This window comes from Streptomyces sp. NPDC104096 (assembly GCF_055584385.1).
Window position 1 is genome coordinate 1 of record NZ_JBVJMD010000106.1, and the last position, 13635, is coordinate 13635.

Below are 13635 nucleotides of genomic sequence, written 5' to 3' on the forward strand. Positions count from 1 at the left end.
GCAGAGGGGCCTACACCCTCCTGCCCGATGCACCAAAACCATTGGCAGAAAGCGGGTTGACCTGCAGAGATAAGCCTTAACTCCGCGGCATTGGCACAGGAGCCCTGTTGGTTCCATGTCCTGCCGCACTCGACCTGTCACATGCCTTGGTCGAGTGGGTCACGATGCTCATCGTCACCCGTGAGGGTGATCGGCGGTGCAAACTGCCGCCGCACCGGCGAGCGCTCGTCGCACTCGTGTACCTGCGCCACCATGACACCCTCGCCCGCATCGCTGTCGGCTTCGGGATATCCGTCGGCACCGCCCACGCCTACGTCACCACCATCACTGCCCTGCTCGCCGACCGCGCCCCGGGCCTGCTGAAGACGCTGCGCGAACACTGTCCGGACTTCGTTCTCCTGGACGGGACGCTCGCCGAGTGCGACCGCGTCGGCGACAACCGCGCCGACTACTCGGCCAAGCACCGCCGGCATGGCGTGAACGTCCAGGTCGTCACCGATCCCGTCGGCGAGGTGCTGTGGATCTCACCGACCCTGCCGGGCCGCACCCACGACCTGACCGCGGCCCGCACCCACCGCATCATCCGGATCTGCGAACGCCAGAGCGTCCCCGTCCTCGCCGACCGCGCCTACACCGGTGCCGGTCCCTGGGTCACGACCGGCCTGAGGCGTCCGCCCGGCGGGGAGCTCACCCCCACCCAGCGGACCGTCAATCGTGCCCTCGCTCAGGCCGGGGCCCCAGTCGAGCGCGGCATGGCGCGGCTGAAGTCCTGGCAGATCTTCCGCAGATCCCGCATCAGTCCCAACCACATGACCGTCATCACCAAAGCCGTCCTCACCCTCGAAAGGCAACGCTGAAAACGCTCAGTAATTGGGGGGGGAGTGACTCGTCAGCGAGCTGGTTGCTGCGGTCGATCTCCGGCATGTGCGTCTCGGCCCAGACCCGCAGGGCGGAGAGCGGTATTTCGAGGGACAGGCCGAGCTCGGTGAGCAGGTAGTGGACGGCGGGCGGCACGGTGGGTTCCACGCGGCGCGCGACCAGACCATCGCGGACCAGGCTCTGCAGGGTGACGGACAGCATCTTCTGCGAGATGCCCGGGATACGACGCCGCAGTTCCGCGAAACGGAGCTCACCCGGAGCCTCCTCGGCCAGCACCTTGACCGCCATCGACGTCCACTTGGTGCCGATACGGTCGAGCAACTGGCGGGTCGGGCAGCGCGGATCCAGCAGGTCCCCGCGCTCACCGGGTCGCCGGCTGGGTTCGCCGGGCCTCGACGTGGTCACCCGGGGCTCACCACCTGAAGGGAAAGTGCCGTCTTGGGCAGACCAGCTTAGTTCCCTAGCGTGACCTAGTCACCATCACTCACCAAGCACCTGGAGTCCCTCCATGCCCGAGCTGCGACGCGTCCTCGCCAACGGTGTCGAACTGAACGTCGCCCTCTCCGGATCGGGCCCGGCTGTCCTGCTGCTGCACGGCTTCCCGCACACCTGGGAACTGTGGACGGACGTCATGGCCGACCTGTCCGGCCGCTACCGCGTCATCGCGCCGGACCTGCGCGGGTTCGGCGCGAGCAGCCGGGCCGCCTCCGGATACGACGCGGGCACCCTGGCCGAGGACGCCGCGGCGCTTCTCACCACGCTCGGCGTGTCCTCGGCCGCTGTGGTGGGCATCGACGCGGGCACCGCACCGGCCTTCCTCCTCGCCCTGCGCCGCCCTGGTCTCGTCCGGCGCCTGGTCGTCATGGAGTCCCTTCTGGGCAGGCTGCCCGGCGCCGAGGACTTCCTCGCCGACGGGCCGCCGTGGTGGTTCGGCTTCCACTCCGCCGCGCCCAGCCTCGCCGAGACCGTGCTGGAGGGCCACGAGGCCGCCTACGTCGACTGGTTTCTGAGCGCCGGCACACTCGGCGACGGGGTGCGCCCCGCCCTCCGGGACGCGTTCGTCCGCGCATACACCGGCCGCCAGGCGCTGAGCTGCGCGTTCTCGTACTACCGGGCCCTGCCCGAGAGCGCTGTGCAGATCGAGCAGGCGGTCGCCGCCGGCCGCCTGACGGTGCCCACGATGGCGCTGGGCGCCCGGCCCGTCGGTGCTGCGCTGGAACGCCAACTCCGCCCGGTCACCGACGATCTCACCGGACACGTCATCGAAGACTGCGGCCACATCATCCCGCTGCACCGTCCGCGCGCCCTGCTCACGCTGCTGCATCCGTTCCTGGCCGGTGAGGACGCGAAAGCAGCGTGACCGAGGCGGGGGCTGACATTCGATACACGCGCTAGGCGTGATGACGAGGCCGTCAGCGTGGCCCGACCCGACGAGCATCGGCGGGACCAGGCGGTGCGACGGCTGGTGTCCGCTCGTAGGCTGCCGTCATGACCGAGATCCAGAACCCGCCCCCCCGCGACGCCTTCGAGCTCCTCATGGCCGGTAACCAGCGCTTCGTCTCAGGCACCCCCGAGCACCCGAACCAGGACGCCATACGCCGCACCGAGATCGCACCCTCCCAGCAGCCCTTCGCCGTGCTGTTCGGGTGCTCCGACTCCCGGCTGGCCGCCGAGATCATCTTCGACCGCGGCCTGGGCGACCTGTTCGTGGTGCGCACCGCGGGGCATGTCGCCGGTGCAGAAGTCCTCGGTTCCATCGAGTACGGCGTGAGCGTGCTCGACGCCCCGCTCGTCGTCGTACTCGGCCACGACTCGTGCGGGGCCATCGCAGCCGCCCGTGCCACAGCCGACGGTGGCCAGGTGCCCGGCGGCTTCGTCCGTGACATTGTCGAACGGGTGACCCCGAGCGTGCTGGCAGCCCGCGCCGCCGGACGCGACCAGGCCGACGAGATCCTGGCCGAGCACATCGAAAACACCGTGGACCTGCTGCTCGAACGCTCCCGCGCCCTGGCCGAGCGGGTGGCCGCCGGCCGCCTCGGCGTGGTGGGGCTGTCCTACCGGCTGGCCGACGGCAGTGCACAGCTCGTCGCCTCCCGCGGCCTCGATGCGGCGGTCCCCGCCGCTTCCTGACCGCCCCGGCCGTAGCTGGCCCGGCGTGATGTGCCCCGTATACGTGGGGGGACCCACCGGGTTCACCCCTCGATCACCCCGGGAAGGGCACCGCCCGATGGCTCACGGAGCCGACCACGCGTCCAGCACCGCCCCCCGCGCCGACCTGGCGCGGGCGGCGGGCTGCGAGGTGTGCCGAGGATGGGGAACGGTCGTCACCGACGAGGGGCGGCACGAGCTGTGCCCGGCCTGCCAGACCGGCGCGACCCCAGCCGAATCCGCCACGAATCCGCTCGGCCCCCGCACCCGGGAGCAGTAAGGGCAGGGTGTCGGCGCTGGTCACACGGTGGACCGGGGCCCCGCGGCGCGGCGGAGCCGGTTGGCGATCGCCAGTCCCAGGCCCTCCTCCGCCGGCAGTGACGCCACGATGAGGTCACACCCCCGCTGGTCGAGCTCGCGCAGGAACCCGTACAGCCCCCGCGCGTAGGTGGCCATCGAACCGGGGACCTGCACCACCGCGTGCGCCTTCACCTCAGCGCCGCCGAAGGCGGCAGGAAGAAAGACGCCGACCCGGTGCCCCAGTTCCTGCGCCAGCTCCGCCTCGGCGACGACTCTCTCGGACTCGACCAGGACGACCCGCGCCCGCGGCGCGTAGTGCGACGGATGCTGGCCCGGCACCCGAACGTGGCTCGTCGAGGGCACCGCGAGCGGGAACCCCAGCACCGCTTCGAGGTTCTCGCGCGTCACCCCGCCGGGCCGCAGGATGGTCGGGATGTCGCCCGTGGCGTCGACGATGGTCGACTCGACACCGACCTCACAGGGACCGCCGTCCAGCACGAAGTCGACGCCGTCGCCGAGCTCGGCACGGACGTCGTCCGCGGTCGTGGGGCTCACCGAGCCGAAGCGGTTCGCGGACGGGGCCGTGACACCGCCGCCGAAAGCCGACAGCAGCGCGAGCGCGACGGGGTGGTCAGGCACGCGCACGGCAACCGTCTCAAGGCCACCGGTCGCTTCGAGGGGCACCCGGGGAGCGCGCCGCAGGACCAGCGTCAGCGGCCCCGGCCAGAGGCGTTCGGCCAGCAGACGGGCCGTCGCGGGTACTTCCTGTACCCAGTCGTCCAGCAGCTCCGCCCCGCCGATGTGGACGATCAGCGGGTGCGAGGGCGGGCGCCCCTTGACCTGGAAGATGCGCGAGACGGCGGCAGGGTCCTCGGCGTTGGCGCCCAGACCGTAGACGGTCTCGGTCGGGAGGGCTACCAGGCCCCCGGTGCGCAGCACACCGGCCGCCTTCTCGATGTCACTGGTTCCTGCCGTCACCCTCGCAATCCTAGGTGCATCAAGGACCAGCGACTGTCTTGATCAATCTCAGTGCCAACCACGGTTTCGTTGATCCCTGGAGCTGTTAAAGATCAACTGCTTGGCGCTCATGGCTGTTCCGTTGTTCCAAGCGCCGCCAATTGCATCGGATGCGAACTGGCGACGATATGCGCATCGTGTCCGACGCGAAGCGCGGCTATGCGGCTGACCAGCGACGTCGGACGTCTGAGTGAATTGTGACCGACCGTAACGCTTGGCGCGGGGCAGTGGCGAGCCCTTGTCACTCGTGGGGGTGACGGGTTGAGGTCGGTGACAGCGGCGTGTGCCGCATCGGCGGTGGCGCCGAGTCGGAAGGTGCTGGTGGCGAGTTCGGAGACCGCGAGAGCGAGAGTTTCCGCCGTCTCGGAGGCCGCAGGCGGATCCAGGCCTTCGACGAAGGCGCGGGCGACGTCACGGGCGCGAGCGACACCGGCGGGGCTGTCGCCCTCAACCACGGCAGGGGTCCTGGGGGCCCGCGTTGCTGTCGTCTCCATGTCGGTCATGCGCCGTCACCCCACCCTGGATCGGTTGTGCCTCCCGGCTCGGCATGTGCCCGCCGAGCCGGGAAGCAACCCGGGGCAGCACTCTTTCAGTCGTACCTGAGGCAAGGGTCTGCGCATCAGCCCTAGAGAAAATCTGTCATCGCGGTAGTAGACATTGGCTCGCTGCGGAGTTACTGTCGTGGTCGTACCCAGGAAGTCGAAGAGGGCACGGCAGACACGAACTGCCGTGCAAGCAGGTCAAGCAGGACGCGACCCCGCGGGGCCGCGAGCAGTACCCGCGATATCCAGCAGTACAAACCGAGTAACCGAAGGTAAGGAGCGAGACGCCATCAGGATCGCCCGGGCGAGGAAGCAGTCCGCCCGGGTACGCAGGCCCCGGATTGGAAGGTGGTCCCCGGTCACGCATTCACGATCCCCGCAGCCCCGCCCTCCGAGGCGGACCCTGCGGACACAGAAGACCGGCACGATGTGCCAGTAGATGGTGTTGAAAGCTCGGGGCCCGGGTGCCGGTACGGCACCCGGGCCCCCCGATGCGTCCCCGGAAGAAGAGGTCTATGCCCCCTGCCGCATCCCGTCCCGTCGACAACCTCGACGATGACGACTATCCCGCCTACACGATGGGCCGGGCCGCCGACATGCTCGGCACCACCCCCGCCTTCCTGCGTGCCCTCGGCGAACACCGCCTGATCACACCTCTGCGCTCCGAAGGCGGCCACCGCCGCTACTCCCGGTACCAGCTGCGCATCGCCGCCCGTGCCCGCGAACTCGTCGACCAGGGCACCCCCATCGAAGCTGCCTGCCGCATCATCGTCCTCGAAGACCAACTCGAAGAAGCGCAGCGCATCAACGAGCAAATGCGCACACAAGGCCCCGAGCCGCAGTCGAAGACCTCAGCCTGACCGGACGCCGGGTCCGAGCTGGACACGGAACTGAGGAGGGAAGGGCTTCGATCATCATGGACCACCAGAGCCGGCGGTGGACCTTTCTGACCAACCACACGCGGGTGCTGATGGCGATCGCCCGGAATCCCACTGCCCGGTTGCACGAGCTCGCTGCCACCTGTCCGACGCAACCGGTACACCGTCGACCACGATGGGCCGTTCCGGTGTCCAGCGGAGGCCGAACTGTCCATCCGCGCCCTCCTGGACCTCACCACCGGCCTAAAGCATGAAGAGGACGACGCCCCCGCCCCGGACCGCCACTGACTGGACCCCACCATCGGCCACTGAAACGAGCGCCCTTGGCTCCCACAGGGCAAGGACCCCGGCGATCACCACGCCGGGGTCCTTGCCCTGTCCAAGACGGTTCCACCAGTCCCGGGCCGGAGCCCTGCCAGCGCGTCGGCTGCCCATCGGCGGCCTGGTCAGGCCCAGCGAGGCACACGCCTGCCGTGTCGACGTCCACGCCGTCCCGCGCGCCTGGCACGATGGTTCTCGTGCAGCCGCTGCCGGCCCCCTGCCCCGCCCACCACATTCCCGACGCGACGGGCATGGCGGCCTTCAAGGCGGCGTACCGGCAGGCCAAGGAGCAGGACGCCGTCTTCGTCGCCATCGAGTCTCTGGGCGAGCACTGGACGGTGAAGGCCGACATGATCACCGCCCCGCAGCACACCGTCGCCGACTCGGTGTACGACGCCGTCCGCGCCGCAGTCATCCAGCTGATCCACGCCGGCGAGATCCGCTCGGACTCCTCCGCGGGGCCGGTCTACTTCGTACTGCACGACGTGGCAGAGGAGGGCCGGGCCCGCGAACTCGCAGCCGCCCTGCACGCCGCCCTGTACGGAAACCTGGCGCCGCTCGCCAGCGCGATGCCTACCGCACCCTGACCCGCCGCCTCCAGGACTCCAAGATCATCTCATGGCGGCTTTGGACTCATCTTGGCTGGACCCCCGAGAGTCTCGCGAGTTCACACAAACTGAAGGGTTCTCGGTGGGAACTGAAGGGTCCGTCGTCGTGCTTCACGGAGTTGGTCCCGTGGGTTCGATTCCAACGCGCAACCATGCCGTCCCTGGTGCCCTGGACGGGCAAGACGCCGAGCGGGCCAGCCAAGAGGACGGCGGTAGCGCAACTTGTTGAGGGAGGCCCCGCCGGTGGTGTCCTCCACGGCTGCGCCGTCTGGGCGCCGGCCCGATGCTTCGTAGAAGCGCCGGGCACGTTCATTGTCAGCCGCAATCTCATGCCTGACCAGCGGAATCCGCACACGGCATTCGGAAAGCGAACGGCCTCTACCCGTGACTGCAAGCATTAGCCCCGCTGTGCCACCGGTGAGCTCTGGGCAACTTCGCAGTCGGCGGCGCAGCTCGTCGTGGTGGTCACCCTCGCCCTGCCGCCGTGAATGCCACCGTGACGAGGTGGCCCGCAGTCGGCAGTCCCCGATTTTGGCCCTGCCCCTGGGGGTGTTCACGGGCGGCGGCGTGAGCGGGGGATTCGCCCTTGTCGACGGCACCGCCTGGCAGGAGGCAGGTGTCGAGATAGTCGACGTGCTGGACCAGGACCTGCCCGAACTGGTTGGTGATCAGCGCGGACGTCCCGACCCGCAGGGCGGCCGAGGCACGCAGAGCGCCGTATGCCTCGTCGGTCATGGCGCTGCCGGGCAGCTCGCCGGGAACGGATGTGGTCGTCATGACTCTTCAGGTCGGAAGGGGCTGGTCGAGCCCGGGGAAGAGTGAGGCGGTTGACCGCCGTCAGGCAGTGAGTCGATGGGGATCGCCGGGGGAGTGGCCCGGTCGCGAGCCGGGTGAAGTACTCGGTCGCGATGATGTTGCGCCGGCTCTCCTCGGGCCGGCGGGCGAGGATGCCAGGCAATGACCGTTCGCGGGCGACCTCCCCTCGGTGCGCGAGGACCGCTGCCCACTTGTGTTCCAGCCAGGGGGTGACGTCGACGGTGGTGGCGTACGCGTCCGGCACCGCGAGCACGGCCTTGCCGACGGCCTCCAGAAGAGGCCCGAGCTCGCCGACACCGGACTCGGGGTGCGTGGCGCAGTACAGCGTTCACCGGGCCCCGGGAGCGAGGCCCAGCGCGGCGAGTGCGGCCGTCCCGGCGGCGGCATGGCCGTTTCCGGCAAGCAGCAGCGTGCGTGCCGCCTGGTAGCGGCAGCCGGACGCGTCGAATGCCGCGGCGGTGGCGAGCTGCCGCGTCACGTCGCCCTCCAGCAGTGCCCGCGCGCGCTGCAGTTGGGCGCCGGCGACCGGGTTGCCGGCGACCAGACGGAGCCCGGCCTCCACGCGCTCCCCGGCAGCCGGATGCCCGGCGAGTACCGAGGCCTCGGCCCGCAGCGCCATGTACCAGTGCAGCCATATCCAGGAGATCCACTTCCACACCCGCTCCGGCTCAGGCGCGAGCCGCTCCAGGGCCGCCTCCGCGTCACCGTGGTGCAGCAGCACCATGGCGTCGAACACCGCGCCGTAGCCGTGGTGGTGCTCCGACGCGGTACCGGCCTGCCCGACGATCGCGAGCCAGGCCGCCCGGGCGTCGTGGTCGCCGCGCAGGCCGTGGATCATCGCGACCGACGCGGCGGCGGGACCGAGCGAGAACGACCGCTGCCGGCCGCTGCGCTGCCACGCGTCGAGGAACCTCTCGCCACCGGTGAGCACGGCGTCGGCGTCGCCCGCGAAGGCGTCCGTGACCAGGAGCCAGGACGTGGCGTGGTGGCGCACCTCGGCGAACAGCGGCTGGTCGGCCAGTTGAACGCCCCACTCGCGGGCCTGGGCCAGATTCCCGACGCCCAGGGCGGTGCCGACGGCCATGGCGAGGGCGTCCATCAGTTCGTGCGTGGCGGCCGGCCCATGCGGCACCGACGCCAGGAGGCCGATCCGGCGGCGGGCGGCATCCGCGGCGCCGAAGGAGTCACCGGACCAGGTCCGGGCGCCGGAGAGCGCGTCGAGGGCCGCGGACTCGCCCACCGGGTCACCGGCCGCGCGCGCGAGTGCCACCGCCCGTTCCGCGTACCGGACCGTGCGCTCCGCGGTGTTGTCGGCAGCCCCCTGCACGGCGCCGAACGCGTCCGCGAGCACGGCCGCCTCGGCCAGCGCGACGGCCGCCTCGCCCGCCGGGTCACCGTCGCCGGACAGCTCCCGCGCCGCCGCGAGCACGCCGGTCACCTCGTCCACGGTCGGCACCAGCGCGAACTCGCTGGAGAAGCGATACGCCACAGTGGCGGCGGCCGCCAGATCACGGCCCGCTGCGACGGTGTCACCGGCGCCGCGGGCGACCTCGGCGGCGGCGAGGTGCAGACGGAACATGTCGTCGCCGCGCCTGCGGCAACCGGCCACCCCCGCCGCCTCCCGCAACGCGGCGGCCCCCGCCGCGGCACCGGCGAGCGCGGCCGCCTGCTCGAACCGCTGCTGGGCCTCACCGAGCAGGTTGCCGGTGAACGCCAGCCCGGCCAGGGACAGCGCGAGACGGTGGGCGTCCACCCGGTGCTCGGGCCGGTCCACGGCCCAGGCCAGGGCCGACCGCAGGTCCTCCGCCACCGCGTCGAACTGCCCGCGCCGATCCGTGCCGTCACCGTCCGCCAGGGCCGTCGCACCGGCCAGGCACCAGCCCAGGTGGCGAGACCGCACGTCCGCCAGCTCACCGGCTTCGGCGAGCCGTTCCGTCCCGTACTGACGGATCGTCTCCAGAGCGTGGTACCGGGTGCCGGCCGCCGACGGTGTCACGGTGAGCAGGCTCTGTTCGGCGAGCCTGCCGAGCCCGTCGGCGACCGCGACCGGATCCAGGGGGGCGAAGCCCGCCGCCGAGGCGGCCGCCCGGGCGGTGAACGGCAGGACGAACACCGAGATCCGGCGCAACAGCGCCCGGTCCCGCGGCTCCAGCAGGTCGTGACTCCAGTCCAGGGCCGCCCGCACCGACCGGTGCCGGACCTCCGCGCGCGGCCCCCCGGCCAGGATCCCCAACTGGTCGCCGAGCCCGGCGGCCAGACCGTCCGGTCCGAGTGTCGGCCACCGCGCCGCCGCCAGCTCGATCGCCAGCGCCATACCGCCCAGCCGCTCACAGACGGCCGAGATCTCGTCGAACACGGACGGATCCGGCACCGGCCCGGCCGCCGCCGCCCGTTCCACGAACAACGCCACGGCCTCCGACTCGCCCCCGCCGTCCCACGACAACGGCGGAACCGGGAAGACCCATTCGAACGGCACCATCATCCGGGCCCGGCTCGTCGCCAGCACCCGCACGCCGGGGCAGGCCACCAGCAGCCGCTCCACGAACGGCGCCACCCCGTCGCGTATCTGCTCGCAGTTGTCCAGCACCAGCAGCGCCCCGCGATCCGCCAGCGCGGCCAGGACCGCCTCGTCGACACCGAGACCCGGCTGCTCGCCCACACCCACCACCGCCGCGACCGCCGCCCCCACCCGCTGCGCATCGGCGACCGGGGCCAGATCGACGAACCACACCCCGTCGGCGAAGCCACCGGCCTCGGCAGCCTGACGTGCCACCGCCAACGCCAGCCGGGTCTTCCCCACCCCACCGGGACCGACCGCCGTCACCAGCCGGCGCGACCCCACCGCCGCCGCCAGCTCCGCGCGCTCCCGCACCCGCCCGACGAACGCCGTGAGCGGTTCCGGCAGCACCGGCGCCGGGCGCGAGCGCCCTGCACGGGCGGACTCCGCCGCCCGCCGGGACAGCGCCCGCCGGTCCGGCAGCGCCAGCTTGCGCAGCAGCGCGGAGACATGCGACTCCACGGTGCGGACGGAGATGAACAGCCGCTCGGAGATCTCCGCGTTGCTGAGGTGCTCTCCGAGCAGCGCGAGCACTTCGGATTCCCGAGCCGAGATCACGTCAGTGGACACGGGGTCATTATCCGTGGTGCTCTCCGTGGTCGGCACGGAGGCGCTCCCCACCCCGCCCGCGGGAGGCTGTGAGCACGCCGGTCAACCCCGGTGCGACACACAGGGGTTGGCCCTGATCCACGACCACGGGAGCGACCATGACCCGCTCGTTCGCCCGCCACGGCGCCGCCGTGCCGCACACCGTCGGCCGGCACGTCCGGTGAACGCCGGACCCCGCTCCCGGGCGGTGCGACGCCGTGACACCGAGCACCGCCTCACCCACGACGTCGACGTCTGGGTCGCCAGCGCCTCGGCCGACGGCACGCCGTACCTGGTGCCGCTGTCCTTCGACTGGGACGGCGAAACGCTGCTGATGGCCACCCCGGCCGCCAGCCCGACCGGCCGCAACCTGGCCGCCTGCCGGACCACCCGGCTGGCACTCGGCCCCACCCGCGACGTCACGGTGATCGACGGCGACGTCGAAGTCCTCGAACCCGACGCGCCGCCGCGACAGCAGGCGGAACGCTTCGCCGCACGCACCGGCTTCGACCCCCGCGCGCAGACCACGCCGTACCGCTGGTTCCGCGTCACCCCGCGCCGCGTCCAGGCCTGGCGCGAGGCCGACGAACTGCCCGGACGCGACCTCATGCGCGACAGCCGCTGGCTCGGCTGACCCGCCGCGACACCCCCGATCACCCTGAGCACACCCGATACACCGAGGAGAGCCACGATGACGAACACGCAGAAGCCCGCCCGCGGCGGAGCGACGGCCGGCACGACGTACGACGGCTTCAGCGCCGAGGAACGCGACGCGATGAAGGACCACGCCCGGGAACTGAAGATTGCCGCGCGCCGCAGCCCGCGCACGGCCAAGGCGGACGGGGAGAAGGACGTCCTCGCGAAGATCGCCGAGATGACGGACACCGACCGCGCACTCGCCGAACGCCTCCACGAGATCATCCGGTCCGCCGCTCCGGACCTCACCCCCAAGCTCTGGTACGGCATGCCCGCGTACGCCAGGGACGGCAAGGTCGTCTGCTTCTTCCAGAGCGCGGCGAAGTTCAAGACCCGGTACGCCACGCTCGGCTTCAGCGACCAGGCGCACCTCGACGACGGCGTCATGTGGCCCACCACCTACGCCCTGACCGAACTGACGTCCGCCGTGGAGGCCCGGATCGGCGAACTCCTCGGCGCAGCGGCGGCCTGACCTCCCCCACGCACACCGGACGGACGACCGGCACCTCCGGCTCCACCGGGTGCGACACCGCCCCGATCGGCTGCTGCTCCCACCGGCGGGAGCAGCAGCCGGGTACCCGGCTCGCACCGCGCGTCCACGGTCACGTGCCCGGCCGGCCCTTTGGCAGTTCCTCCGTAGGCAGTCGGCCTGCGCGCACCGCAGCCACCAGAGCCCGGTGGTCGCGTTCATTCTGGTCGGCGTACGCCTCCGCGAGCGCCCGGTCGAACGCGTCGCTGCCGCCCAGGTAGGCGACGATCGCGATCCGGTCCCCGGAACGCGCGTGCACGCGGGCCAGGGTGTCGCCGCAGACCTCGCCGAACGTCCGCATGAGCTTCGGGGACATCGCCGCCACCACGATGCCCTTCCAGTCGCGCAGCCGGCGGATGTAGAAGCAGCGCTGCCTGCCGTCGATGCCGTCCAGCCGCTCGAAGCCGAGGAAGCATGTCGGTGGAGTGTCTTCGGCGCGGGAGCGGTCGAAGCGCTCGATCTCTACGGTGCCATACGCCGCGTGCGGGGCTATTCCTGGCGAGAGAAGGATGAGACCCCGTTGGGCCCGTATCTGCTGTCCGTCGTGCTGAGGCTGGCGCTCGGCGTCGGCGTCGCAGCCGCGTTCGGCGCGTCCGGACAAGCCGGCGGGCCGGTAGGCGTGGTCGCCGTCGGCATCGCCGCCCCGAAGATCCTTGAGCAGATAGCCCGGCAGAGGCTACCACCGCTGGAACCCGGTGAACCCCCGACCAGACTCGGAGCATCGGGCCATCCGGCATCGTCTTGCCGGCGCGTTGTGAAGGTCTCCGCTGCCGTGCGGGTTCCTTGACCGCGATGCGGGCGGCCGGTGTCCGAAGGAGGGTGCTGGTTTGGCGTACTGGCCCGTCCGGGCTCGGGTGCGAGGGCGCGCGGCCCGGGCAGTTCGTGTGCGTCCTGCGTGGCGGCGGTCAGCGCCGTCTGCCCCGGCGCGGATCGCCGAGCGGTGAGGGTGTTCAGTCGAAGCAGTTCATCCGGGAGCCGTCGGGGGTTGCTTCGGCGGTCAGGGAGAACGTGAGGCGGGCGTCGGAGCGGGCGGGGGCCGGGTCGGCTTGTGCTTCTTCTGCTTCGTGGAAGTCGCGCAGGGACTGCGGGGTTTCGAAGGCGAGGGTGATACTCGGGTGGTCGGCGGATTCGAAGCAGAAGACGGACATCCCTCCGTCCGGGCCCGGGTCGAGGGGCTGCACGGGATGCCAGCCTGCGGCCGGTGCGGCACGGCGGTAGAACGTGAGGACCTGGGTGCGGCTGCCGGTGTAGGTGTACAGCCGCTCGGCGGTCAGCCAGGCGCCCGCGCTGTCCTCGGTGCAGTACGCCCTGGCCTCCTTGTCCTGGCCGAGGGGTATCGCCTGCACGGGACGGAGCTGCAGTACCGGTAGGCGATCCAGCCGTGCCACGGCCGGCTCGGTGCCCTCGCAGGTGGTGAACGGGGCGATGGGCGAGCAGCCGCTGAGTGCGGGTGCGAGGAGGAGGGCCGCGGGCAGCAGCCGCATACCGATCATGGTCATGGCGGGATTGTGCGACGGGCCGCCCGCGTGTGCCCAGTGCTCCGGCCGGAGAACGCGCCGGCGGCAGGCGGCGGATCCCGGATGTGGCCGATCGTTTCGGAACGGGCGAGGCCGCGGTTGTTGTGGCCGGTGGCCTTGTCCGGCGGGGCGTGCGGGTGGGTGCCGGTCTTGGCACGCGGGCGAGGTGCGGGAGCGGGTGGCTCCTGTGCTGCCGCCCGCTCCCGGGACGGCGTCGGCGCCGCCCCGGGAGCCCTGGC

Annotated in this window: 13 protein-coding genes and 1 pseudogene; 8 read left to right on the forward strand and 6 right to left on the reverse strand. The window is 71.6% G+C overall.

Annotated elements, in window-relative coordinates; genetic code table 11:
• Positions 1-107 precede the first annotated feature (107 nt).
• Positions 108-857 (forward strand): transposase, encoded by a 750-nt coding sequence (locus tag ACZ60B_RS41525; protein WP_469396919.1) that lies wholly within the window; start codon positions 108-110, stop codon positions 855-857.
• On the opposite strand, the gene ACZ60B_RS41530 is transcribed toward ACZ60B_RS41525, so the two are convergent.
• Entirely contained in the window at positions 835-1284 is a 450-nt protein-coding gene (locus tag ACZ60B_RS41530) for a winged helix-turn-helix transcriptional regulator (RefSeq protein ID WP_469396921.1), read from the reverse strand. The genes ACZ60B_RS41525 and ACZ60B_RS41530 overlap by 23 nt on opposite strands.
• A 103-nt stretch (positions 1285-1387) precedes the next feature.
• On the opposite strand from ACZ60B_RS41530, the gene ACZ60B_RS41535 reads away from it, so the two are divergent.
• The 3 genes from ACZ60B_RS41535 to ACZ60B_RS41545 all read left to right on the forward strand — a co-directional run bounded on the left by ACZ60B_RS41535 (position 1388) and on the right by ACZ60B_RS41545 (position 3307).
• Positions 1388-2239 carry an alpha/beta fold hydrolase gene (locus ACZ60B_RS41535; RefSeq protein WP_469396923.1) on the forward strand — a complete coding sequence of 284 codons (852 nt, stop codon included), beginning with the start codon at positions 1388-1390 and terminating at the stop codon, positions 2237-2239.
• Positions 2240-2367: 128 nt separating this feature from the next.
• A complete protein-coding gene (locus tag ACZ60B_RS41540) occupies positions 2368-3009 on the forward strand; it encodes a carbonic anhydrase (RefSeq protein ID WP_469396925.1) in 642 nt (213 codons plus the stop codon).
• Positions 3010-3106: 97 nt separating this feature from the next.
• Entirely contained in the window at positions 3107-3307 is a 201-nt protein-coding gene (locus ACZ60B_RS41545) for a hypothetical protein (protein ID WP_469396927.1), read from the forward strand.
• Positions 3308-3327: 20 nt separating this feature from the next.
• On the opposite strand, the gene ACZ60B_RS41550 is transcribed toward ACZ60B_RS41545, so the two are convergent.
• Positions 3328-4305, reverse strand: coding sequence for an L-threonylcarbamoyladenylate synthase (locus ACZ60B_RS41550; RefSeq protein WP_469396929.1), 978 nt, complete (start codon positions 4303-4305; stop codon positions 3328-3330).
• Positions 4306-5401: 1096 nt separating this feature from the next.
• On the opposite strand from ACZ60B_RS41550, the gene ACZ60B_RS41555 reads away from it, so the two are divergent.
• Positions 5402-5746, forward strand: coding sequence for a MerR family transcriptional regulator (locus ACZ60B_RS41555; RefSeq protein ID WP_469396931.1), 345 nt, complete (start codon positions 5402-5404; stop codon positions 5744-5746).
• Positions 5747-6273: 527 nt separating this feature from the next.
• On the forward strand, positions 6274-6672 hold the full coding sequence (locus ACZ60B_RS41560; RefSeq protein ID WP_469396933.1) for a hypothetical protein: 399 nt from the start codon (positions 6274-6276) through the stop codon (positions 6670-6672).
• Between the two features lie 486 nt (positions 6673-7158).
• Here the strand turns inward: ACZ60B_RS41560 and ACZ60B_RS41565 are convergent, their stop codons facing one another.
• A complete protein-coding gene (locus ACZ60B_RS41565) occupies positions 7159-7470 on the reverse strand; it encodes an NUDIX domain-containing protein (RefSeq protein WP_469396935.1) in 312 nt (103 codons plus the stop codon).
• A gap of 367 nt (positions 7471-7837) precedes the next feature.
• Positions 7838-10636: an ATP-binding protein gene (locus tag ACZ60B_RS41570; RefSeq protein WP_469396937.1), complete on the reverse strand. Its 2799-nt coding sequence runs from the start codon at positions 10634-10636 to the stop codon at positions 7838-7840.
• A 226-nt stretch (positions 10637-10862) separates the two neighbouring features.
• On the opposite strand from ACZ60B_RS41570, the gene ACZ60B_RS41575 reads away from it, so the two are divergent.
• Positions 10863-11288 (forward strand): pyridoxamine 5'-phosphate oxidase family protein, encoded by a 426-nt coding sequence (locus tag ACZ60B_RS41575; protein ID WP_469396940.1) that lies wholly within the window; start codon positions 10863-10865, stop codon positions 11286-11288.
• Positions 11289-11345: 57 nt separating this feature from the next.
• Positions 11346-11822, forward strand: a complete 477-nt coding sequence (locus ACZ60B_RS41580; RefSeq protein ID WP_469396942.1) for an iron chaperone — start codon at positions 11346-11348, stop codon at positions 11820-11822.
• A 130-nt stretch (positions 11823-11952) separates the two neighbouring features.
• On the opposite strand, the pseudogene ACZ60B_RS41585 reads toward ACZ60B_RS41580, so the two are convergent.
• Together ACZ60B_RS41585 and ACZ60B_RS41590 are read right to left on the reverse strand one after the other, a co-directional pair.
• Positions 11953-12291, reverse strand: a pseudogene (locus ACZ60B_RS41585) (DUF2252 family protein); the annotation flags it as partial.
• Positions 12292-12829: 538 nt separating this feature from the next.
• Positions 12830-13378 carry a hypothetical protein gene (locus ACZ60B_RS41590; protein WP_469396945.1) on the reverse strand — a complete coding sequence of 183 codons (549 nt, stop codon included), beginning with the start codon at positions 13376-13378 and terminating at the stop codon, positions 12830-12832.
• Positions 13379-13635 lie beyond the last annotated feature (257 nt).

Excerpts from the sequence above, each read along its gene's own strand:
- ACZ60B_RS41535 (WP_469396923.1), top strand. The coding sequence starts at position 1,388 with ATGCCCGAGCTGCGACGCGTCCTCGCCAACGGTGTCGAACTGAACGTC.
- ACZ60B_RS41540 (WP_469396925.1), top strand. The coding sequence starts at position 2,368 with ATGACCGAGATCCAGAACCCGCCCCCCCGCGACGCCTTCGAGCTCCTC.
- ACZ60B_RS41545 (WP_469396927.1), top strand. The coding sequence starts at position 3,107 with ATGGCTCACGGAGCCGACCACGCGTCCAGCACCGCCCCCCGCGCCGAC.
- ACZ60B_RS41555 (WP_469396931.1), top strand. The coding sequence starts at position 5,402 with ATGCCCCCTGCCGCATCCCGTCCCGTCGACAACCTCGACGATGACGAC.
- ACZ60B_RS41560 (WP_469396933.1), top strand. The coding sequence starts at position 6,274 with ATGGTTCTCGTGCAGCCGCTGCCGGCCCCCTGCCCCGCCCACCACATT.
- ACZ60B_RS41565 (WP_469396935.1), bottom strand. The coding sequence starts at position 7,470 with ATGACGACCACATCCGTTCCCGGCGAGCTGCCCGGCAGCGCCATGACC.
- ACZ60B_RS41580 (WP_469396942.1), top strand. The coding sequence starts at position 11,346 with ATGACGAACACGCAGAAGCCCGCCCGCGGCGGAGCGACGGCCGGCACG.
- ACZ60B_RS41590 (WP_469396945.1), bottom strand. The coding sequence starts at position 13,378 with ATGACCATGATCGGTATGCGGCTGCTGCCCGCGGCCCTCCTCCTCGCA.